A 21244-nucleotide genomic window follows, 5' to 3' on the forward strand; every position below is an offset into this window, starting at 1 on the left:
GCGGAGCCGTACTGATGTACGGCGAGCACCAGAGATGCAGGATCGGGGTGCGTAGCAGGCCTATTCACATACTCAAGCGCCCATCCAGTTCTGGCCGCAGACGCGCAGCGTGGAACCGTTGACGCCACCCGCCGCCGCCGAGGCGAAGAAGGTCACCGTCTCCGCGATGTCCTGCGGCAGGCCGGCCTGCGACAGCGAGTTGATGCGGCGGCCGACTTCGCGCGGGCCCAGCGGCATCGCGGCGGTCATGGCGGTCTCGATGAAGCCCGGCGCAACGGCGTTGATCGCACCACCCCGCTTGGCCATGGCGGCCGCCATGGCCTGGGTGTAGCCGATCACGCCGGCCTTGGTCGAGCCGTAGTTGGTCTGGCCGGCATTGCCGGCGATGCCGCCGATCGACGAGATGCAGACGATGCGGGCACCGTCCTTGAGGCCGCTCTTCAGCAGGCCTTCGTTGATGCGCAGGATGGCACCCAGGTTGATGTTCAACACCAGGTCCCACTGCTGCTGCGACATGTTGCGCAGCATCTTGTCGCGGGTCACGCCGGCGTTGTGGACGACGATGTCCAGCCCCCCGAACTTGGCCAAGGCTTCCTTGGCGATGCGCTCGGCCGCATCCGGCGCCGTCACGTCCAGGGCCAGGCCGTGGCCGCCGATGCGCGCCATGGTTTCACCCAGGCCGCCCTCGGCCGAGGGATGGTCCATGCCGATCACCGTGGCGCCTTCGCGGGCCAGGGTCTCGGCGATCGAGGCACCGATGCCGCGGGCGGCGCCGGTCACCAATGCCACTTTGCCGGCCAGCGAGCCGGCCAGGGCCAGCGGTTCGCCGCCCTGGGGGCCCTTGCCGACGCGCAGCAGCTGGCCGGTGACATAGGCCGAGTGCTCGGACAGGAAGAAGCGCAGCGGTGCAGCCAGCCACTCCGCACCGCCCTCTGCCACCTCCAGCAGGTTGGCGGTGGTGCCGTTCTTGCCCACTTCCTTGCCCAGCGAGCGCACGAAGCCGCGCAGCGCGGTCTGGGCGGTCTTCAGGCCGATCTCCTCGATCTCGTCCGGCGAGCGCGACAGCACCACGACGCGGCCGTTGGCCGGCAGGCTGCGGACCAGCGGCTGGAAGAAGTCATACAGCTCGCGTAGCTGCTCCGCGCTGGCGATACCCGAGGCATCGAACAGCACTGCGTGGCTGCGCGGAGCACTGGCGTCCGCGCCTGGGTTGCCGGTCACGGCCAGGCCCAGCTCGGCGGCGGCCTGCTTCACGGGCGTCAGGCCCGCATGCTCCGGCACGACGCGAAGCACGGCACCGGCGGCCGCCAGCGCCTCCAGCAGCGGCTTGGCCAGGATGGCGCCGTTACCGGAGCCCACAGTGACGAACTTGCCGTCGAGCGGACGATCCGCCCAGGCGGCCTTGGCGCGATTCAGGCGCGGCGGCTGCGGCAGGCCGAGCATGGTGGCCAGGCTCTTGCCGAAGGGGGTCTGGGTGAATTCCATCAAGCGATCGCTCATCGCTGCTCCTGATTGCTTTGCCGTAACGAGGGGTGGGAGCTAGAAAAGCTCCGTCAAGACAACCAAGCTAACCGATCGCCGCCACAGCGTCCTTGGCCGCACTGACACGGGTTTGCGCCGGTGAAATCAGGCGCCTCCGCCGTATCATTGACGACGCGCGGGCCACTGTCGGATAGTTTTCCGACCTGAGGGTCGTCATAATTCGCGCCCAGCCGCTCGTCGGCTGATCTACTGCGGCGCCCATAACGAAACAATATTTCTGGAGGGTTGGACCAGATGAACAAAGCCCTGACGCTAGGCGTCATTTCCGTTGCGATCACGGCCGGAACCTATTTCGTCCTGCACACCATCGCACCGCAGCGCCATGTGGAAGAGAAGCGCGAGCAGCAGGGCCCGACGGTGGACGAGGTCTTCGCCAGCGAGCTGAACCTGTCCGCAATCGATTCCGACGCCGCCCCCACCGCCGAGGCTCCTGCCGCTACGGCTCCGTCCGGCGACACGGCCGCCGCCGATGAAGCCGCCCCGGTGGACGCCTCCGCCGAACAGGCCGCCGACGAAGCCTCGCTCGACGCTTCCGCCGCCGACGCCGACGCCGGCAACGGTGACATGGGCGCTGTCGATGTCGCCACCGCCCCGGCTACCGAGCCGGCTGCGGCGGAACCGCCCCCGGCTGCCGAGCCGCCGCCGGCTGTGGAACCCGCTCCGGCCCCTCCCCCGGTTGCCGAAGCCCCCAAGCCGAAGGCCGAGGCCCCGAAACCTGCCGCCAAGCCCGCAGCCAAGCCTGCCGAGAAGAAGGCTGCGCCGGCCGCCGTCAGTCCCTGGTGGGGCGCCGGATCGCCGAACGAGCTGTCGCTGGACTATGCCGGCTCCGCCGCCTACAAGAAGGCCGTCGTACTGATGTTCAACGGCACGTTCGACAGTGCCGACAGCGCCGACAAGAACATCAAGGTCAAGGACGCCGCCGGCAATGCCGTGTCCGGCAAGTGGGAGCTGGGCCCCACCAACAAGAAGATGCTGGTGTTCCCGGTCGCCAAGAATGGCCGCTACACCGTGATCGTGGGGAACGGCCTGACGGACCGCAACAACCGCACGCTGGGCAAGAAGCTGTCGGGCCCGGTGCAGGTTCAGTAAGCGCAAGCCCCAGAAAAAAAGCGGCGGATCGTTCCGGTCCGCCGCTTTTTTCTGGGCCTGCTACAGCAGTTGGGGCTCTACTTCGCGTCCTTGAACCGCTTCTGCAAGCCCTCCGGCGTAAAGTAATCCATCGAGGGCGTCGCCCCAGCTCCCGGCGAAACCAGCCCGGACACCAGGTAGCGCCCGATATCGAACTGATACACCAGCTCGGCCGACGCAACGGTGGCCTTGAGCTGGGGGTCATAGGCCAGGTGCGCTTCCTGGAACTGGTAGGCCTGGTCGTAGACGTCCAGCAGGTCTACCGCCGCGATCTGCCAGCTGTCTTCATCGATGTAGAAGATGCGCTTGCGCACCGGGTGCGCAGAGCCCTTCTTCAGCGCCGCCTCCACCACCCAGACCCGGTGCAGCTCGTAGCGCGGCCATTCCTGGTCGATGTGCCAGGGCTTCACCAGCTTGCTGAAGTCGCCCTTGTCGGCCCCGGCGACGCTGCGCGGGCTGTTGTAGGGGATCAGCAGCTCGCGCTTGCCGGCCAGCTTCCAGCTGTAGCGATCCAGCGTGCCGTTGAACATGTCCATCTGGTCGTAGAACTGCAGACCTTCGGCGCCCGGCGTGAAATTGTCGCAGCAGGCATTGGGCTCGCGGCGCATGCGAGGCTGCTTCTGGCTGGCGATCCAGGCCATGCGCCCCTCGGTGCCGGTGCCGCTGCGCTCGCGGATCAGCAACTCCGTGCCGGCCAGGCGCGGTGGCGCCATGGTTTCGGTGGCCAGTTGCCAGAGATCGCGGCTGTTGGGGTCCAGAAGCTGTGGCCGCCCCGGATTGGCGTAGCTGAAGCGGTAGTCCTCGCGTACCCGAGTGGCCTGGAACTGCCCCTTGGGGTCCACCACGAGGTTGTTGTTGATGCGAGACAGCGCCTCGCCGCGCCAGCGCAGCTTGTGGTTCCAGATCGCCTCGGCGCCGCTCTTGGGGATCGGGAACGGGAAACCCAGCAGGCAGCCGGCGGGATCGTCGCTGCCGGCGAGCTTGCAGCGCTGCGCGTTGAGCAGGCTGGCCTTCTCGATGCCATCCGGCCAGCGTACCGTGCGGCGCGAGGGGTACACGCGCATGGAGTAGGTGTTGTACTCCTGCAGCAGCTTCATGTGCCCTTCCGTGAGCCAGTCACGGAAGCGGTTCATGTTGTCGATGGTGATGACGAACATCGGCGCGCCCGGCTCGGCATCGCCCAGCTCCATCAGCTTGCCCGAGGCCGCCGCCTGGCCGCGGTCGAGCCCCCAGGCCGGCAAGGTGCCGTCGGCATTGCCGGCGCGTTCGGCGCCCACGGGCGTCAGGGCGGCACCGAGCGCAGCGGACTCGACCGCGGGGACAGCAGCCAACAGCGGCCAGGCACCAAGGCTCAGGCCCACGGCCAGCAGGGCCCGCGGCAAGGTTCTCATCATCGTTCTCCTCCCGAGCAACCGTCGGCCCGGGCGGGCGCGCGGCGCATTCGTAGTAATGCCCGGGATTCTGCCACCAATGCACCAGTGGCCAATGGCTGGTTCGACAGCCGCGCCTGTCAGCCTTGCCGGCGACGGGGCCGGCGCTGGGGCTTGGGCGCCTCCCGGCCCTCGGCCACTTCCTTGAGGAAATCGCTGATCTGCGGCCACACCCGCTCCGGACGCAGGCGCATCTCCAGGATGTGCTTCGCCGGCAGCAGGCGTGCGCCCGGAATCTGCCGCGCCAGGGATTCGGAATCCTGGTAGCCGTGCAGTTTGTCGCCGCTGTGGCCGATCACCAGGGTCGGCACGCCGATGGACTTGCGCACCGCCACTGGCGGCGCCAGTGGCCCCACCAGCACCCCGTGCAGGATCGCCGCGACGTTACGTGGCGGCAGGCTGGCGGCACTGTGCAGCGTAGCTAGCAGGTCGTTGCGCGGACGCTTCATGGCGGCGAAGCGCCGCGCCATCCAGGCATAGGGCCGCTCGGCGTAGCGCGTGGCGATCAGCACCGGCCCCAGCAGGAATGCCGCCCAGGGCGTGGACCACTCCATCACCGGCATCTCCAGGAACAGGCCCAGCAGCCGCTCCGGCGCCTTCTGCGCGACGTGCAGCGCCGTGATGGAGCCCAGTGACATGCCGCCGACCAGGGCCTTGTCGATGCCGAAGTGATCCAGCGCCGCGATCACCTGGTCGGCGTAGAACTCGGCGCGGTGCTCCTTGGGGTCGGTGGTGCGATCGCTGCGGCCATGGCCCAGCAGGTCCAGCAGGATCACGCGGTAGCCCTCGGCGGCCATGCGCCGGGCGATGCCCCGGTTGATGCCGGCGTCGAGCAGGATGCCGTGCACCAGCAGCGCTGGCACGCCATCCGGCTCGCCCCAGGCCTCGTAGGCCAAGCGGTACTGGCCAAACGCGAAGTAACCGCTGCGCACCGGCGCCAGTGCCGGCCGGCTCGATTCCTTGCTGCTCATCTGGGCTCCCTGGCCGTTCTATGGACGGCTCATTGCAATGGATATGGCACTCAGTCTGTCGCCTCTGCCGACAGCCGGCCTTGGTGGCGGCGCCAGTGACCCGTGGCGCCGCGGCGCTGTCATTGCCGGAGCAGAAAGCTCATGCAACTGTCGGTCACGGACTCGATTGGCGCGCCGAAGCCGGTGGACACCCAACGTGTGCCGATGAACACCATCGCCCCCAGCACACCGGTAGCCACCAGGCCCTTGCTGGCCCGGCGCGGCAGGTCCCACTGCTTCTGCAACTGCAGCAGCGGAGCGAACTCCGGCCCCAGGGTCAGCATGAAACGATTGGCCAGGCGGTCCATGTCCAGGCCGATGCCGTAGATCTCGATCATCAGGATGCGCGTGACACGCGCGTCCTTGCGCAGGAACTCCAGGTAGGCCCGCACCATGCGCCGCGCCAGCTGTTCCGGGTCGTCTCGTGGCCCGGCCAGCAAGGCCGCTCGCAGATCGTCCACCAGGCGGCGTAGCAGCACGTCCACCATCGCCGCCATGAGTTCGTCGAGATCGGCGAAGGACTCGTAGAAATAGCGCGGGGTGTAGCCGGCGGCGGCGCAGACATCACGCAAGGAGACGTGGCGAATGCCGCGCGTGCCGAAGGCCTCGATGGCAGTGTCGATCAGCTTCTGCTGGCGTTCGGCGCGGCGCATTTCCTCGCTGACGCCTCGGTAGACCCGCCCTGACCCGCCGGACACCGCCTGTGTCTGCTTTGACATTGACAGCGATCACCACCAATGATTTGATAACGGACGTTATCACATTTGTCCGACATGACCAACGTCCGATGAGCATGCAGTCGTGGGGAGACTTCCAGGTGCAGGCCCTGCAGCCGCAGGCTGCGGATGGCGGCCACTGCTCCCTGCTGCGTGTGAGGCTGCCCGGGCAGTTAGCCGGCGCGCCGCTGGTGATGCTCCCCGGCATGTTCAGCAACCGCCATTTCTGGCTCTCGCCGAAGGGCGTAGGCCTGGCGGGCGCGCTGTGCCGCGCCGGCTACGAGCCCTGGCTGGTGGAGCGGCGCGGCATCGGGCTGGCCGCCGGTTCTCCCGGCCGCCGCGGCCTGCAGGAGCACGTGGTGCAGGACCTGCCGCAGGTGCAGGCCACCGTGCATGAGCACAACCCGCGTCCGGCGTTCTGGTTCGGGCACTCCTTCGGCGGTGTCATGGCCACGCTGGCGGCGGCGGAGACGCTGGATGCTGCCCTGGTGGCCGGCTTGGTGCTGTTCGCCGCCCAATGCGAGGTCGGCAAGAACGGCCTGACCCCGCCGTACAACCTGTTCACACGCGGTATTTCGCGCGTACTCGGCCGCTTTCCCGCCCGGCGCTTCGGCATGGGCCCGGAAGACGAAGACCCTGCGGCGATCGACGATGCCTGCCGTATCGTCACCGTGGCGCAGCGCAACGGCAGCATGGCCACGCGCCTCGCGCCACTGCGCTGCCCGGTGCTCGGCTTCGGCGGCGGCGCGGACCGTGTCGATCCGCCCGAAGGCTGCGAGCGCTTCATCGGACACATGAATTCGAGCGACAAGACCTGGGTGCTGCTATCGCGCGACCAGGGCTATTCGCATGACTACGATCACCCCGGCATCGTCGTCGCACGCGCGGCGCAGGACGAGGTCTGGCCGCAGGTACTGCGCTGGCTGCAGTCACGCCACCGCTAGCCACCCACGGTCCGCCATCCAGACAGCCCTACGGCCATCCAGATTTCCTTTCAAAGCGGAGTTCCCCATGTCCAATCCCTATCCTCACCTGCTGCAGCCGCTGGACCTCGGCTTCACCCAGCTGCGCAACCGCGTGCTGATGGGCTCCATGCATACCGGCCTGGAAGACGGCAAGAAGAACCTGCCGCGCATGGCGGCCTATTTCGCCGAACGCGCCCGTGGCGGCGTCGGCCTGATGGTGACCGGCGGCTACGCCCCCAACATCGAGGGCTGGCTGTATCCCTTCGCCTCCAAGATGAGCACTCGCGGCGCGGCGCGCGACCACCGCCAGGTCACCGACGCGGTGCATGCCGAGGGCGGCAAGATCGCTCTGCAGATCCTGCATGCGGGCCGCTACGGCGTGCATCCACTCAGCGTCTCGGCCTCGGCGATCAAGTCGCCGATCACCGCCATCGGCCCGCGCAAGCTGTCGTCCTCCGGCGTCGAGCGCCAGATCAAGGCCTTCGTGCGCTGCGCGGTGCTGGCACGCGAGGCCGGCTATGACGGCGTCGAGGTGATGGGCTCGGAGGGCTACTTCATCAACCAGTTCCTGGTCACGCACGTCAACAAGCGTGACGACGAATGGGGCGGCTCCTGGCAGAACCGCATGCGCCTGCCGGTGGAGATCGTCTCGCGCATGCGCGAGGCCGTGGGCCCCGACTTCATCATCGTCTACCGCCTGTCGATGCTGGACCTGATCCCCGACGGCCAGAACTGGGAAGAGGTGGTGCAACTGGCCAAGGCCATCGAACGGGCCGGCGCCACCATCATCAACACCGGCATCGGCTGGCATGAGGCCCGCATCCCCACCATCGCCACCTCGGTGCCGCGCGGCGCCTTCGCCTGGGTCACCGAGCGCATGAAGAAGGAGGTGCGCATCCCGCTGTGCACCACCAACCGCATCAACGACCCCGCTGTGGCCGAGAAGATCATCGCCTCCGGCCAGGCCGACATGATCAGCATGGCGCGTCCGCTGCTGGCGGATGCGGAGTTCGTCAACAAGGCGGCGCAGAACCGCGCGCACGAGATCAACACCTGCATCGGCTGCAACCAAGCCTGCCTGGACCACACCTTCAAGCTCAAGACCGCGTCCTGCCTGGTCAACCCGCGCGCCTGCCATGAGACCGAACTGGTCTACCGGCCGGCGGCGCAGAAGAAGCGCATCGCCGTGGTCGGCGCTGGCCCCGCGGGCCTGGCCGCCTCCACCGTGCTGGCCGAGCGCGGCCATGACGTGGACCTGTACGACGGCGCCTCGGAGATCGGTGGCCAGTTCAACATGGCCAAGCGCGTGCCGGGCAAGGAAGAGTTCTACGAAACCCTGCGCTATTTCGGCAACAAGATCGCCAGCACCGGCGTGAAGCTGCACCTGAACACGCGCGTGGATGCGGAGTTCCTGGCGGCAAAGAAGTACGACGAGGTGATCCTGGCCACCGGCATCAGCCCGCGCACGCCGAGGATTCCCGGCGTGGACAATCCCAAGGTGCTGTCCTACATCGACGTACTGCGTGACAAGAAACCGGTCGGCAAGCGCGTGGCCGTGATCGGCGCCGGCGGCATCGGCTTCGACATCTCCGAGTACCTGGTCTTCGAGGAAGGCCACTCGCCGACGATGAACCTGGAGGAGTGGAACAAGGAATGGGGCGTGGGCGACCCCACCCACTCGCGCGGTGGCGTGGTACGCCCGCAGATCACGCCCCCGGCCCGCCAGGTCACGCTGCTGCAGCGCAAGGCCGAGTCCCTCGGCAAGCGCCTGGGCAAGACCACCGGCTGGATCCACCGCGCCTCGCTGAAGATGAAGCAGGTGGAGATGATCGGCGGCGTCAACTACGAGGGAATCGACGACCGCGGCCTGCACATCACCTTCGGCGAGAAGCGCGAGAAGCCGGCGCTGATCGAGTGCGACAACATCATCCTCTGCGCCGGCCAGGAGCCACTGCGCGAACTGCAGGAGCCCCTGAAGGCTGCTGGCGTAAAGGTGCACCTCGTTGGCGGCGCCGACGTGGCGGCGGAGCTGGACGCCAAGCGCGCCATCAACCAGGCCAGCCGCCTGGCCGCGACGCTTTAAGTAAGGTGATGCAGGGGGCGCCGGTCATCGCGGCCGGCGCCCTTTTTCATGCGCGCCGCGGCAATCGCCTACCCTGCCCCTCCGCCGAATCCAGCCAGCGCTCCCGTTGCTCCGCCGTGGCGCTGCGCACCGGGCCGAAGCTCCTCACCCGCACCGGACGGACGCCGCAGAACTCCAGCACGGTGCGCCGCATCTGCTCATGCCCCGGCTGGCGGTAGAACCATCGGTAGTACCAGGGCGGCGTATCCATGGTGGTGATCAGCTGGGCACTGCGCCCGGCCAGCAGGCGGTCCCACCACACGGAGTCACGGCGATAGCGGAAGGCGAAACCCGGAAGTAGGACACGATCGAGGAAGCCCTTCAGCAACGCGGGCATCGCGCCCCACCAGATCGGATAGACGAAGACCAGGTGCTGTGCCCATAGCAGTTCCTGCTGGGCTCGCGCCAGATCAGGCTCCAGCGCCTGTGGCTCGCGATAGCCCTGTCGCAGTACAGGGTCGAAGGCCATGCGCCCCAGGTCCAGGTGGCGGACCTCCGCGCCGACTTGCCGCGCGCCCGCGGCATAGCGGGCAGCCAGCGCATGGCAGAGGCTGTCTTCGGCGGGGTGGGCCAGGATGACCAGGACTCGTGAACTCAAGGGGCAGCTCCTGCGAAGGGAGCCACAGCTTGCGGCCTGCCCCTAGGGGCAGAGTCAAGCGGCGCGGCGTACCGCGGGCACCGCACAGTCTCCCGCCGCGCTGGCGAGGCAACCGCGGGTCTCGGCTTCCACCGCCTGCAACTGCAGGTCCAGCGCCTGCAGCCGCTGGATTTCACCGGCGACCTGCTGGCGCTTCTCCACCAGCGCCTGCAGGACCCTGGCCCAGTCGGGCTCGCCATCGGCCGGATACAGGCCGCGCAGTTCCGCCAGGCGGAACCCCAGGGCCAGCGCCTGGCGGATCAGCCGTACAAACAGCAGGTCACGCTCGCAGTACTGGCGATAGCTGCCCTGCCGCGGCACCGCCGGCAGGATACCCAGCAACTCGTAGTGACGGATGGCCTTGGGCGTAGTGCCCGCTTGCCGCGCGATATCGCCGATCCGCATGTCCGCCTCCCGATGGTGGGGAAGGATTATCGCCTTGTCAGGCCATCTCGTCGCCCTGGCAAGGTGTTCCCACGCTGTTAGCCCGTCACTTGGCGAATCTCCGCTGCCGGGGCCGATGCCGCGGCCGGGGTCTCCGTCGGGCGCCCCTTGGTCCGCAGCGCCCGACGCAGGCGGCCATCGGCGTCCACCAGCACATCCACCTTCGACAGCTGGCCTTCGTCGTCGTGGTGAGCCACCAGCAGGCGCGCCTGCTGCCAGACCTCCAGCTTCTCCGGGGGGAGCTTGAGCGACTCAGCCACCGTTTCCAGGCTGACGCCCTGATCCCCTCCCCGGCGGTGATGGGCGTGACGCCGGCGGTAGATCGCCAGGTACAGCATGCATCCAGCCATCAACAGGGCCACCGAGAAGTAAAGCAGCAGCAGCCAGCGGTTCTCGATCACCATCGGCAACGAGAAGAAGTGCAAGTAGGCATACCAGCCCGCGAGCATCCAGAACAGGATCAGCAGCAGCGGCCTCAGAAAGTGCAACCAGGCAAACATCATCACCGCCTTGGGCGATGCCTTGTTGTCGAGGAAGGAACTCAGGGGAGCACGCGCAGCATCAATGATGGGCGGCTCCACTTCAAAAGCGTGCGGGTCCTGGGGCTGCTTAGGCATTGTGGGGCACTCCTCGGTCAGGGCTGGACCAGACGGCGCGACGGCCCTCCGGTCGCAGCAGTACGGCAGGTACGGCGATTACCGCAGTGATCATGTTGATCATCCAGAAAGCAGCGGGGTACCAGATGCTCCACAGGAAGTAGCGCAGCAGGTTCACGTCATAGCGGCGGTCGATCCACAGGCTCACCAGCATCTGCAGCATGCAGCTGATGCCCAGCAGCATGCCGTGCCAGGCAGGAAGGAAGCTCACCTGCCACACGCCCCCCAGGTCGAAGTAGTGCTCTGCCGCCGACAGCACCAGCACGGTGAACATGGCATAGGCCCAGAGCACGCTGGCGAAGTATTCGGCCCAGATCGGCCACATGCGCCAGTTGACGGGCTTGAGCACGGCCAGCGAGTACTGCTGCAGGGTCTGCACGCCGCCCATGGCCCAGCGCAGGCGCTGGCGAAACAGCCCGCGGACGGTTTCCGGCATCAGGATCCAGCACAGGGCCCGCGGCTCGAAGCGCAGCGCCCAGCCGGAGAGCTGCAGCTTCCAGCTGATGTCGATGTCCTCGGTCAACATGTCCGGGCTCCACATCCCGACGTCCAGCAGCGCCTCCTTGCGGAACATGACCACCACGCCCGAGACCGTGAACAAGCGGCTGAACAACTGCTGCGTGCGCTTGATCAGGCCGATGGTCGAGGAGAACTCACCTACCTGCATGCGGCCCAGCAGCGTCGTACGAGTGCGGATACGCGGATTGCCGGTGACGGCACCGACGTCCGCCGACTGCAGCATCGGCCGCAGCAGCCAGCTGATTGCATCCCGATCCAGGATGGCGTCGCCGTCCAGGCCCAGGATGAAGTCACCCTTGGCCAGCGTCGTTCCGGTGATCAGGCCGATCGCCTTGCCCTGGTTGCCATCCTGGTGGATCACGCGCAACTGCGGATGACGCAGGGCCAGGCCATCGAGAATGGTGCCGGTGTCGTCGGTACTGCCATCGTCAATCGCGATGACCTCGTAGTCCGGGTAGTTCAGCTTCAGCAGGGAATCGATCACTTCGCGGACCGCATACTCCTCGTTGTAGCAGGGCACCACGATCGAGACCTTGGGGTGGCTGCGCAGCACCGGAGGCGTACGCCGCTTGCCCGCGCCGCGCGACTCGAAGTACAGGTAGTGCGCAATGCCGCCGGCCATCCACAGGTAGGCCATAAAGAACGGATAGTAGAAGACGTAGTTGAACAGGAAGGTGGCGAAACCTGCCCAGGTGAAGCTGAAGATATCCATGGCTTAGCGCTCCCCTTCCACTGCCGGTTGCGTTGTAACGTCTGGCGCTGCTTCGTCACCGGTCTTGCCGATGGCATGCGGTATCTGACGGGTCGACAGTGCCTCCCGCGCGGCGGCCAGCGGCGGATGCCCGCTGATGAAATCATCCGGGTAGTACCCGATGTTCCGGATGCCCTTGCGCCGCAACAACTCCACCTGCTGCGCAAATTGCGCGTCTGGCACCGCCACTCCCTTGGCCCAATCGCGGGCCTGCAGTTCAAAGATGGTCCGGTCGCGGCCGCCGGGTTGTGCCAGCACACGATCCGCCAGTTCCTTCAACCAGGCCTCCGGCTGGACCGCGCCTTCCATCTGCGGCATCGCCATCAGGGCGGTGTAGTCATAGGCTTTCAGGAACGCGGGCAGGCTTTGCGCAAACCAGGCTTCCGACTCCGGCTGCAGCACCGGCCCGGCATACAGGTTGCGCGCGGTGCGCAGTTCGGGGCGGAAGCGGCGCACGGTATCGGCCAGTTCCAGCGTGAGGTCGACCAGGTAGCGGGTCTTGCCCGCCGACCAGCGAGCCGACAGTTCAGGGCTGGCCCGGATCGCCGCCAGATCGGCCGGCAGCCCCCACTCCGCATAGCGTCGCAATGCGGCGGGCCCGGCATCTTCGTCGTCGACCAGGCGAGCATCGTCGTGGAACAGCAGGCCATTGAAGATGGCGTGGCGTCCGAGATCCTCATAGATCTCCTTGATCGTGCGCCGCACCTGCGGATCGAAGGGGCTGAGACGCGGAATGCGGCCGGCCGGCGTCGAGCCGCCTTGTATCTGTACCTGCGGCAGGCCAGGAATCTCGAAAGCCGTCACCGGCATCCAGGCATAGACCTGTACGCGAGAGCGTGTACGTAACTGCCAGGCGACGCGACTGAACAGATCGGCACGGACCGGCATGTGGCGATTCGGGAAGTACAACGCCTCGGCGGCACCGTCGCCGTCGGGATCGGCGAAGGCCTGCAGATAGACGGCACTGGGGGCGATGGCCTGAACGCGATCCAGCAGCAGGGACAGGTTGGCTTCCTGCTGGATCGGATCCGGATCGTAGACGTAGTCCAGGTCCACCTGCATTACACGCTGTGAGCGGCGCGCCTGATCGGCGCCAGCCGGATCGCGCAGCAACCACACGTAGTCCGGTGCCCGCAGGTCATAGGTAGGCAAGGCGCGGCGGATGCGCTGCAGGGGAACATCCGGCGTGTTGGGGCCGCTATCGAGCGTCAGGGCGATATCCAGGCCCGCGCGCTTGGCCGCGTCGATCGCCTGGTCGTTGTACGCGCCATAGGGCCAGGTCACGGTTCGGATGCGCTTGCCGGTGTAGCGCTCCAGCAGCAGGCGGCTGCGGCGCAGGTCGCCCTCCACGCGACGGCCGTATTCGGCGTCGGATTCGTAGTGCCCCCGAGCAGGGTCGTAGCGCCGCACCGCCGCGGCCGGCAGCAGGTTGCCCTGCGGGTTGGCCTGCACACCTTGATGCATTTCGTGAGTATGGGTCGCAAACTCGACCAGGCCCGAGCCGGCCATCTCGCGAATCTCCGCCAGCGCCAGGAAGCGCTCGCGCGGCAGCCGGCGATCACCGTACTGCACCTCGGCCACATTCGGCTCCAGCCACTCGGTGGTCACCGACATCACCGCCGGATAGCGGAAGCGCCGCAGCAATGGGAAGACCTTGGTGTAGGCGCTGCGATAGCCGTCGTCGAAGCTCAGCAGGACCGCCCCGGCCGGCAACGGCTTGCCACCCGCCCGCGCCGTCACGATCTGCTGCAGGCTCACCGGCTGGTAACCGGACTGCTGCAGCCAGCTGAACAGGTTGACCAGGTCGGTCTCGCCGATCGCAGTCTCGTCGGGATCGGTCTCGAAGCTGGCCCGTAGGTCGCTGCGCACGTCATGCAGGGCCAGCGAACGGAAGGTCTGGCCGTCGGCAGGGTCCGGCGGCGGCAGGGTCTGGGCTTGCAGGCTCACGGGCACGAGCAGGATCAGCAGCAGCGTCAGGATTGCACGCGTCGTCATCGCCATCCCCCTCACTGGAACGGAACGGCCAGGCCGATGTACCCGTAGCGACGGCGTTCGCGGTCACCATCGTAGGGATGCCAGGATTGGCCAACGCCGTAGCGCAGCAGGAAGGTCTCGCCGATCGACCACAGGTGCTCGTAGCGCATGTCCCATAGCGAGCCGGAGCCGTAGCCCTGCTGGAAGTACTGCCCGCCGGTGCCCTCCAGGCGTTGCACGAAGACCCGGTCGTCACGCTTCCAGCTCAGCAGTTGGCCGCGCGCGCGCAACCACAGGGAGGTTTCCGACTCCGGCGCGTAGTAGGCCAAACCGTCATCGCTGTTGCCCGCCCAGTCACCGCCCAGGGTGGTCTCGAACTGCGTGCGCGGCGCGCTATGCCAGCGCTCGGTCCAGCTCAGACTGAGGCCATCGCGCTGGTTGCCGTCGGTGTAGTCCATGAGGCGCCAGCCCGCCTGGTAGCGACGGGACTCGTCGACGATGTAGTCGACGCCAAGGCCATATTCCGTACCGTTGATGCCGGCGATGTAGGCCTTCCACGGTACCTCGTTGCTGTTGGTGTCCACGCTGCCGGAGAGGCGCCAGTGGTCGCTGGCCCGGTAGGCCAGGCTGGCCGCCGCGCCGGTGCGATGTGGTCCGCCGCTGGCCTGCGTGGCCTGGGCCTCGACCTCCCAGCGATCGTGACGCCAGGACATGCCCACGCCCGAGCGGTTTCGGGAGTGGTCACCGATGTCGGTCTCGCCATGTCCGTAGAAATGCTCGAAGAACGCGCGCCAGCGGCCTTCGATCAGGGCCGACTCCAGGCGCGTCAGGATGCGCCAGTCACGGTCGGCAATGGTGCCGTTGCCCTCTCCGAAGCTGGCATCGATCCGCAGGTTGGACGCGAACAGCTCGCGCTGCACACGCGAGGCATAGCGGGCCGGAGCCTTCTCAGGATGCTCAGGCCCCAGGCGCTGCGCCGTAGCCCCGCCCTCGCGCAGGCGCCCGGCTCCCATCTGGGCAACGGAATACCCCGCCTGCACGTCGATGTCTTCCGGGTGATCGGCCAGAATCTGCTCGTAGCGCTCCAGCGACTGCTCCGGATGCTCGCGCAACTGCGCAGTGCGTGCCTGGCCAGCCCGCACGCTGGCATTGAAGGGAGCCAGTTCGCTGAGTTGCAGGAAGCGGCGCTCCGCCTGTTTCGGCCGGTCCGTGTAGAGATCGATCAGCGCCCGTAGCTGGCGAATCTCTCCGAACTGCGGATTCGGGCGCCCACGTTCCGGCGACTGCCGGATCATCGGCGGACTCGCCGCCTCCAACTGGTCCAGCAGCCGGTCCGCATCCTCGAAGCGACCGACGTCGACATAGCCGTACACCAGCCCGACGTGCGTCTGGCTCGGCACGGGAGTATTGCTGCCGCCCTCACGCAGCGCCTGTTCGTACAGCGGCACTGCCAACTCCGACTTCCGTTGTGCCTGGTAAGCGCCTGCTACCTCCGACAGTGCGTAGTAAGGCAGCTGGATGTTGTGGCGCTGCGTCTTCTCGTAGAGCTCGGTGACATCGCGATAGCGCGCCCGCGCATTCAGGGCGACGATGCGGTCCGACCACAGCCGCAGACGCAGGTCGTCACGATCCTGCTGCGGCATGGCCAGGCCACCGGTGTCCAGCGCCGTAAGTTGCGCCTGGTTATCCGCCAGCACGGCATCGATCGCCTCGAAACGGCGCGCGGACTTGTCCTGGTCGCGGGCCGCGACGGCCCAGCCGATACGCTGGCCCGCTGCCTGCTGCCGCAACCCGGCGCGCTCGCCGTCGCTCAGTACGCCTTGGGGAAGATCGTCGATAGCCGATGGCGCGCCGCCGTTGCGCGCCAGGATCAGCGCACGCTCACGCTGGGCCTCCACATCCTTCGGCTCCAGCTCCAGGATCGATTCGGCCGCGGCCAGCTCAGCCTGCCAGTCCCCGCGCGCATGGGCCAAGGCCAGGCGGGCACGCAGCACGCCCAGGCGCAGCACGCGATCTCGAATCTGCGCCGTCTCCAATGCCTGCAGCCTCTCATCCGCTTGCACCAGCCGGCCCGCATCCATCAGCCAGTAGACCTCGCGCAGGCGCGCCTCGCGGCTGCGCGGCGCGCGGCGCAGCATCTCCGCTACCAATGCCGCTTCAGCCTCCAGATCCGGAAGGCTACGAGCCGCGGCGAATGCGGACTGCAGCGCGTAGTCCGGCAACTGCTTGAGGTCTGCCTCGCCGGCCACGGCCAGCGTCTCGCGCGGTCTGCCGGCGCGCTCAAGCAGCACCACCAGGTCTGCACGCACTCGCAGACGTTGTGGATCGCTCAGGCGAGCGCCATTCCACGCCTGCAGTTGCGTGATGGCTTCTTGCACGGGCTGCGTTCCGGCGCCGGAGGCGTTGCGGATCGCAGCGTCGTGAGCAGCGCTCGAATAATTCGGGAGGGCGCCTGCAAAGGCGGCATGCGAGGCCAGCAGCACTGCGGGCAGCAGCGGTGCGCAAAGCCGGAGGTTTGTTCTTGTTGTCGGCATGCACTGGCACAGTGCACAGCACATGCCAGGCAAAAAACCTTTCAGATCAATGAGCCCAGGCTCATCATTCTTGGAAATTCGCAAGCTGCATGGGTATTCACTTTGCAGCCTGCAATTCTGGAAGGCACGATGCCAGCCTCGATGCAAAAAAAGGCCCTGCTTTGCAGGGCCCGTGCATGCTGACGATAACCGCCCGGCTTATGGAGATTGCGCTCTGCCCTGCCAGGCCAATCCATTGACCAGCAACCAGCCCACGGTGGTCACCACCCCCAGCCAGACCAGGAAGGCGGGCCACTGCCCCATCACGACCAAGGCAACACCCGGCAGCAGCGTGCCCCAACCCAGCAGCTTCCGTTCGACACCGGGCTTGGGCGCCGCCCGGCGCAGGCTGCGCAGACGCTTGGGATCGCGCAGTGCGATGGGCAACAGCAGCAGCAGGCTGACCAGGCTGGCCAAGCCCGCAAGACTGTAGGTGGCGCTCATGCCTCAACCGCCTTATCAAGATCGGAGTCCGCGGAAGCCGCGGCCGGAACCGGGGGACGCCGCAATGCCGAGATCAGGCACAGCAGGCCGCCAACGGCGAAAGCGATATCCAGCGCCAGCACCGTGTGCAGCCCTGCTTCAAACGCCTGGCCCCAACCCACGCCGCCGGCCAGCAGGCGAACCAGCGGCAGCAGCAGCAGCGACAGGCCACTGAGGCCCAGCAGCACGCGGCGCGCCAGCGTCAGGCTGCGCAGGCCCCAGGCCACGGCCGCCGCCGCCAGAGACACCAGCAGGAAGGTCGTCATCATCGGTCCGTGCACCATGGCTCCCGCCTCACGCAACGGGAAGTAGGCAAAGGCCGGCGCCACCAGCGCCAGCGGCAGGCCGTAACCCACCCAGACCGTGGCACGCGCCAAGTGCCGCCAGCCGCGCTCCTCGCGGCGACGCAGCGTCCACAGCATCAGGCCGGTGATCGTGACGTAGGCACCGGCGAAGCCCAGCGCGAACCACGCGGACTTGGAGAACACACCAGCGAAGTTGCCGAAGTGCAGCGGCGCCATCAGTTCGAACAGCGCGCCGCCGGTAGAGGGCTGCAGGCCGAGATTGGGCTTGGCGTAACGGAATTCGCCGGTCGCGCCGCCGTAGACATAGGTCGGCCCCATCAGCTTGTCTTCCGGATAGTGCATGAACATCGTCACCAAAGAATCCGCACGCCCCCAGTGCTGCACAGTGACGAACCCGAGCGTCGCATCCGAGCGGCCACGCACGTCGGCGATCATGCGATCAAGGTCGGCCATGGGCGCCGGCGTCTTGTCCTCCTTGGGAGGATTGCCGATCACCGTCTCGATCATCTTCTCCTGGTCGCCGCCGAACACCACCATCGCCACCGCCGGGATACCGAAGGCACTGCCGAAGCTGAAGTAGCTGCCGGTGAAGGCCAGGATGAAGGCAAACGGCAGGTTCCAGGTGCCGGCGATCACGTGCGTGTCACGCACCGACAGCAGCTTCTCCTTGTGCCGGCGCAACGTGAACAGTTCCTTGATCAGGTGACGGTGCACCAAGAAGCCGGTGATCGCCGCCACCAGCATCGCCAGGCCCAGCACGCCGGTCAGCAGCAGTCCCCAGGGGTTCGGCAGGTGCAGGCGCACATGCAGTTCCACCATGAAGTCGCCCAGCGCATTGGCGCGGTCGCCGGCATCGACCTCCTCGTCCGTGCCTTCGCGGCGCTCGATTTCCGTCTGCGTCAGCGGATCGAACTCGGCAGCGACGCCGCGCTCACGCGGCTTGCCCTTCTCGTCGGTCTCGTGCTTGTGGAAAAACGCATAGAGGCGGTCGCCGGCACGGGGGAAGAAGAAGAATTCCTCGTGATACTGTGGATCCACGCTGGCGGCGAACTCGCGCATCATGCGGTCAGTGCCCGGCCTGAAGGGGTCCGTCACCGGCTCCGACAGCGGGCTGGACCAGTCACCCAGTTCCTTGGCGAAGACCGAGGCCACGCCGGTGAGGATCACGGCGTACAGCAGCAGCCCCAGGAACACGGCTGACCAGCCGTGCACCGCCAGCAACGACTTGTTGCGCTCTTGCGACAGCTTGATCACGAGCCACCCGCCCCTGCGGCCTTGGCCGCTTGCATGGTTTGCATGACATACACCCCGATCACGACGAGGTGGACCAGCGACAGGCCGCCGATCACCGCCCAGGCCCGCACCAGGCTGCGGTCCAGGTAGGCATAGAAGAACAGCGCCGCCCAGATCGCCGGGAACAGCACGATCGGCAGCACCAGGTTATCGATCTGGGCCGGCCCCTCGGGCAGCCACAGCGCACCGCCGCACATGACCAAGGCGGCGCAGAGGAAGACGACAGGACCCGCGAGGGCAAAGCGGGACCAGAAGCGCCAGCGCGCGGCCAGCTCGGAAGTGGACAAGGCAATACTCAAGGCTGCGTACGATTGAAGGAGACCCGATTGTAGATGCGAATCATTACCGAGTGAATCCTTCAGAGCTTCCCCCAAGCCCGTGGCGGTAATGCGACAATCCGCCCCCGAATTTCGCCTCGTTTCCTCAAATGCTTCTCGGCCTCAAAAACGTCAGCCTGCGCATCGGCAACACCGTGCTGTTCGACGGCACCGATTTCTCCATAGAGTCCCGCGAGCGCGTCTGCCTCGTCGGCCGCAACGGCGCCGGCAAGTCCACCCTGTTCCGCATCATCGCCGGCAGCCAGGCAGTGGACGCCGGCGAAGTCATCCGCCAGCAAGGCCTGCGCGTGGCGCAGCTGGTGCAGGACGTCCCGCCCGGCACCGCCGGCACGGTCTATGACGTGGTCGCCGAGGGCCTGGGCGAGCTGGGCCGCAAGATCGCCGAGTTCCACCACCTGTCGATGGAAGCCCATACCGAGGCTGAGCTGGAAAAACTGGGGCGCCTGCAGTCGCAGATCGAGGCGCAGGACGGCTGGTCGCTCGAAAGCCGAGTGCAATCCGTCATCACCAAGCTGGACCTGCCGGCCGACGCCCCATTCGCGGCCCAGTCCGGCGGTCTCAAGCGCCGCGTGCTGCTGGCCCAGGCCTTGGTCAGCGAGCCCGACATCCTGCTGCTGGACGAGCCCACCAACCATCTCGATATTCCCAGCATCGCGCAGCTCGAGGAATTCCTGCTGTCCTTCCGCGGGGCGCTGCTGTTCATCAGCCATGACCGCGCCTTCGTGCGCAAGCTCGCCACCCGCGTCTGCGACCTGGACCGTGGCAAACTCAGCAGCTGGCAGGGCGGCTACGACGCCTACCTCACCGGCAAGGCCGAAGCCCTGCATGCCGAGGAGCGCCAGAACGCGTTGTTCGACAAGAAGCTGGCCCAGGAAGAAGTCTGGATCCGCAAGGGCGTGGAAGCGCGGCGTACGCGCAGCGCGGGCCGCGTCAAGGCACTGATGGAACTGCGCAACACCTTCGCCAATCGACGCAACCGCGAGGGCACCGCCAACATCGTCGTGCAGGAGGCCGAGCGCTCCGGCAAGCTGGTGGCGGAACTGAAGAACGTCACGCACTCCTACAACGGCCGCAAGATCATCCATAACCTGTCCACCGTGGTGATCCGCGGCGACAAGGTCGGCATCATCGGCCCCAACGGCGCCGGCAAGACCACATTGCTCAACATCATCCTCGGCAAGCTCAAGCCGGACAGCGGTGAAATGCGTGAGGGCACCAAACTGGAGATCGCCTATTTCGACCAGCTGCGCAGTCCGCTGCTGGATGAGGAGAAGACCGCCATCGACGCGATCGGCGACGGCAAGGAGTTCGTGGAGATTGCCGGCGTCCGCAAGCACGTCTACACCTACCTGCAGGACTTCCTGTTCACGCCCGACCGGGCGCGCTGCCCGGTGCGCGTGCTGTCCGGCGGTGAGCGCTCGCGCCTGCTGCTGGCGCAGCTGTTCTCGCGGCCTTCCAACCTGCTGGTGCTGGACGAACCCACCAACGATCTCGATATGGAGACGCTGGACCTGCTCGAAGAGCGGCTGGTGGAGTACTCCGGCACCGTGCTGATGGTCAGCCATGACCGCGAGTTCCTGAACAACGTCGTCACACGTAGCTTGGTATACGAAGGCGGCGGCCGCGTCGGCGACTACATCGGCGGCTACGACGACTGGCTGCGCCAGCGCCAGCACCAGGCGCCCACGCAGACCCCGCCCAAGCCCACCGCCGCGCCCTCGCCCGCCCCGGCCGCCGCAGCGCCGGCTTCGCGACTCAACAGCAAGGACAAGCGCGAGCTCGACCAGTTGCCGGGCCGCATCGAGAAGCTGGAAGCCGAGCAAACCAAGCTCGCGGCCGAGATCAGCGCCCCCGGTTTCTACCAGCAGCCGCGCGAGGCGATCGCCAAGGTGGAACTGGCGCTGGCCAAGACGCAGAAGGAACTGGGCACGGCCTACGCGCGCTGGGAGGAGCTGGAGGCCCAGCGCTGAAGCCATGAGCGAGCAGACCGTCGTCACGCACTGGTTCGGCCCCGCCTTCGGCGATCTGCATCCGCTACGGCAGGACCTGCATCGCCAGGGCGGCGCGCTGCGCGACGAGATCGATATCCGTGTCGGGCACGGCCTGGCCGGCTCTGGATGGGGCGGCGCCTGGCGAAGTCCGTGGGCATTCCCGTGGACCCGCCGCGGCGCGGCTTCGAAGTGACGATCCGCCACACCCTCACTGTCTTGGAGTGGACACGCCGCTTCGACAATGGCGCCGTGATGCGCTCGCTTTTCCGGCAGGTGGGGACACGCCTGTCCGGCTAGTGGGTGGAGGACACCGGGCCGGTCGAGCTGCACCTGACGGTGGACGCGGAGCGCGGCGCCTGGATATGGC

18 protein-coding genes are annotated in these 21244 nt (G+C 67.1%); 5 read left to right on the forward strand and 13 right to left on the reverse strand.

Annotation, left to right across the window (positions count from 1 at the left end; all coding sequences use genetic code 11):
- Window positions 1–72: 72 nt before the first annotated feature.
- Window positions 73–1500 carry a 3-oxoacyl-ACP reductase gene (locus QT386_RS12510; RefSeq protein ID WP_289274103.1) on the reverse strand — a complete coding sequence of 476 codons (1428 nt, stop codon included), beginning with the start codon at window positions 1498–1500 and terminating at the stop codon, window positions 73–75.
- Between the two features lie 276 nt (window positions 1501–1776).
- Here QT386_RS12510 and QT386_RS12515 point away from each other — a divergent pair, with 276 nt between their 5' ends.
- The gene (locus QT386_RS12515; protein ID WP_289274104.1) at window positions 1777–2631 is read left to right on the forward strand and encodes a hypothetical protein; all 855 of its coding nucleotides are present in this window, start codon (window positions 1777–1779) and stop codon (window positions 2629–2631) included.
- Window positions 2632–2708: 77 nt separating this feature from the next.
- Here QT386_RS12515 and QT386_RS12520 read toward each other — a convergent pair whose 3' ends face one another.
- The 3 genes from QT386_RS12520 to QT386_RS12530 form a co-directional block, all read right to left on the reverse strand.
- Complete coding sequence (locus QT386_RS12520; protein WP_289274105.1) at window positions 2709–4064, reverse strand: DUF1329 domain-containing protein; 1356 nt, start codon at window positions 4062–4064, stop codon at window positions 2709–2711.
- A gap of 116 nt (window positions 4065–4180) precedes the next feature.
- On the reverse strand, window positions 4181–5071 hold the full coding sequence (locus QT386_RS12525; RefSeq protein ID WP_289274106.1) for an alpha/beta fold hydrolase: 891 nt from the start codon (window positions 5069–5071) through the stop codon (window positions 4181–4183).
- Between the two features lie 119 nt (window positions 5072–5190).
- Window positions 5191–5829, reverse strand: a complete 639-nt coding sequence (locus tag QT386_RS12530; RefSeq protein ID WP_289274107.1) for a TetR/AcrR family transcriptional regulator — start codon at window positions 5827–5829, stop codon at window positions 5191–5193.
- A 68-nt stretch (window positions 5830–5897) separates the two neighbouring features.
- Here QT386_RS12530 and QT386_RS12535 point away from each other — a divergent pair, with 68 nt between their 5' ends.
- A complete protein-coding gene (locus tag QT386_RS12535) occupies window positions 5898–6770 on the forward strand; it encodes an alpha/beta fold hydrolase (protein WP_289274108.1) in 873 nt (290 codons plus the stop codon).
- 67 nt (window positions 6771–6837) lie between these two features.
- Window positions 6838–8874 carry an NADPH-dependent 2,4-dienoyl-CoA reductase gene (locus QT386_RS12540; RefSeq protein WP_289274109.1) on the forward strand — a complete coding sequence of 679 codons (2037 nt, stop codon included), beginning with the start codon at window positions 6838–6840 and terminating at the stop codon, window positions 8872–8874.
- Between the two features lie 46 nt (window positions 8875–8920).
- On the opposite strand, the gene QT386_RS12545 is transcribed toward QT386_RS12540, so the two are convergent.
- The 9 genes from QT386_RS12545 to QT386_RS12585 form a co-directional block, all read right to left on the reverse strand.
- On the reverse strand, window positions 8921–9511 hold the full coding sequence (locus tag QT386_RS12545; protein ID WP_289274110.1) for an NAD(P)H-dependent oxidoreductase: 591 nt from the start codon (window positions 9509–9511) through the stop codon (window positions 8921–8923).
- Between the two features lie 54 nt (window positions 9512–9565).
- Entirely contained in the window at window positions 9566–9955 is a 390-nt protein-coding gene (locus QT386_RS12550) for a MerR family transcriptional regulator (RefSeq protein ID WP_289274111.1), read from the reverse strand.
- 77 nt (window positions 9956–10032) lie between these two features.
- The gene (pgaD, locus tag QT386_RS12555; RefSeq protein WP_289274112.1) at window positions 10033–10611 is read right to left on the reverse strand and encodes a poly-beta-1,6-N-acetyl-D-glucosamine biosynthesis protein PgaD; all 579 of its coding nucleotides are present in this window, start codon (window positions 10609–10611) and stop codon (window positions 10033–10035) included.
- Window positions 10604–11881 carry a poly-beta-1,6-N-acetyl-D-glucosamine synthase gene (gene pgaC / locus QT386_RS12560; protein WP_289274113.1) on the reverse strand — a complete coding sequence of 426 codons (1278 nt, stop codon included), beginning with the start codon at window positions 11879–11881 and terminating at the stop codon, window positions 10604–10606. The genes pgaD and pgaC overlap by 8 nt, the downstream gene beginning before the upstream one ends.
- Window positions 11882–11884: 3 nt before the next feature.
- Complete coding sequence (gene pgaB, locus QT386_RS12565) at window positions 11885–13915, reverse strand: poly-beta-1,6-N-acetyl-D-glucosamine N-deacetylase PgaB (protein ID WP_289274114.1); 2031 nt, start codon at window positions 13913–13915, stop codon at window positions 11885–11887.
- An 11-nt stretch (window positions 13916–13926) separates the two neighbouring features.
- The gene (gene pgaA / locus QT386_RS12570) at window positions 13927–16452 is read right to left on the reverse strand and encodes a poly-beta-1,6 N-acetyl-D-glucosamine export porin PgaA (protein ID WP_367401435.1); all 2526 of its coding nucleotides are present in this window, start codon (window positions 16450–16452) and stop codon (window positions 13927–13929) included.
- Window positions 16453–16626: 174 nt separating this feature from the next.
- A complete protein-coding gene (locus tag QT386_RS12575) occupies window positions 16627–16911 on the reverse strand; it encodes a hypothetical protein (RefSeq protein ID WP_289274116.1) in 285 nt (94 codons plus the stop codon).
- Window positions 16908–18509, reverse strand: a complete 1602-nt coding sequence (locus QT386_RS12580) for a PepSY-associated TM helix domain-containing protein (protein ID WP_289274117.1) — start codon at window positions 18507–18509, stop codon at window positions 16908–16910. Before QT386_RS12580 ends, QT386_RS12575 begins: the two co-directional genes overlap by 4 nt.
- Complete coding sequence (locus QT386_RS12585; RefSeq protein WP_289274118.1) at window positions 18506–18835, reverse strand: hypothetical protein; 330 nt, start codon at window positions 18833–18835, stop codon at window positions 18506–18508. The genes QT386_RS12580 and QT386_RS12585 overlap by 4 nt, the downstream gene beginning before the upstream one ends.
- 140 nt (window positions 18836–18975) lie before the next feature.
- On the opposite strand from QT386_RS12585, the gene QT386_RS12590 reads away from it, so the two are divergent.
- Window positions 18976–20856 (forward strand): ATP-binding cassette domain-containing protein, encoded by a 1881-nt coding sequence (locus QT386_RS12590; RefSeq protein WP_289274119.1) that lies wholly within the window; start codon window positions 18976–18978, stop codon window positions 20854–20856.
- A gap of 4 nt (window positions 20857–20860) precedes the next feature.
- Window positions 20861–21070 carry a hypothetical protein gene (locus tag QT386_RS12595; RefSeq protein ID WP_289274120.1) on the forward strand — a complete coding sequence of 70 codons (210 nt, stop codon included), beginning with the start codon at window positions 20861–20863 and terminating at the stop codon, window positions 21068–21070.
- Window positions 21071–21244 lie beyond the last annotated feature (174 nt).

The organism is Solimonas sp. SE-A11 (assembly GCF_030345715.1).
Taxonomy (GTDB): domain Bacteria; phylum Pseudomonadota; class Gammaproteobacteria; order Nevskiales; family Nevskiaceae; genus Solimonas_A.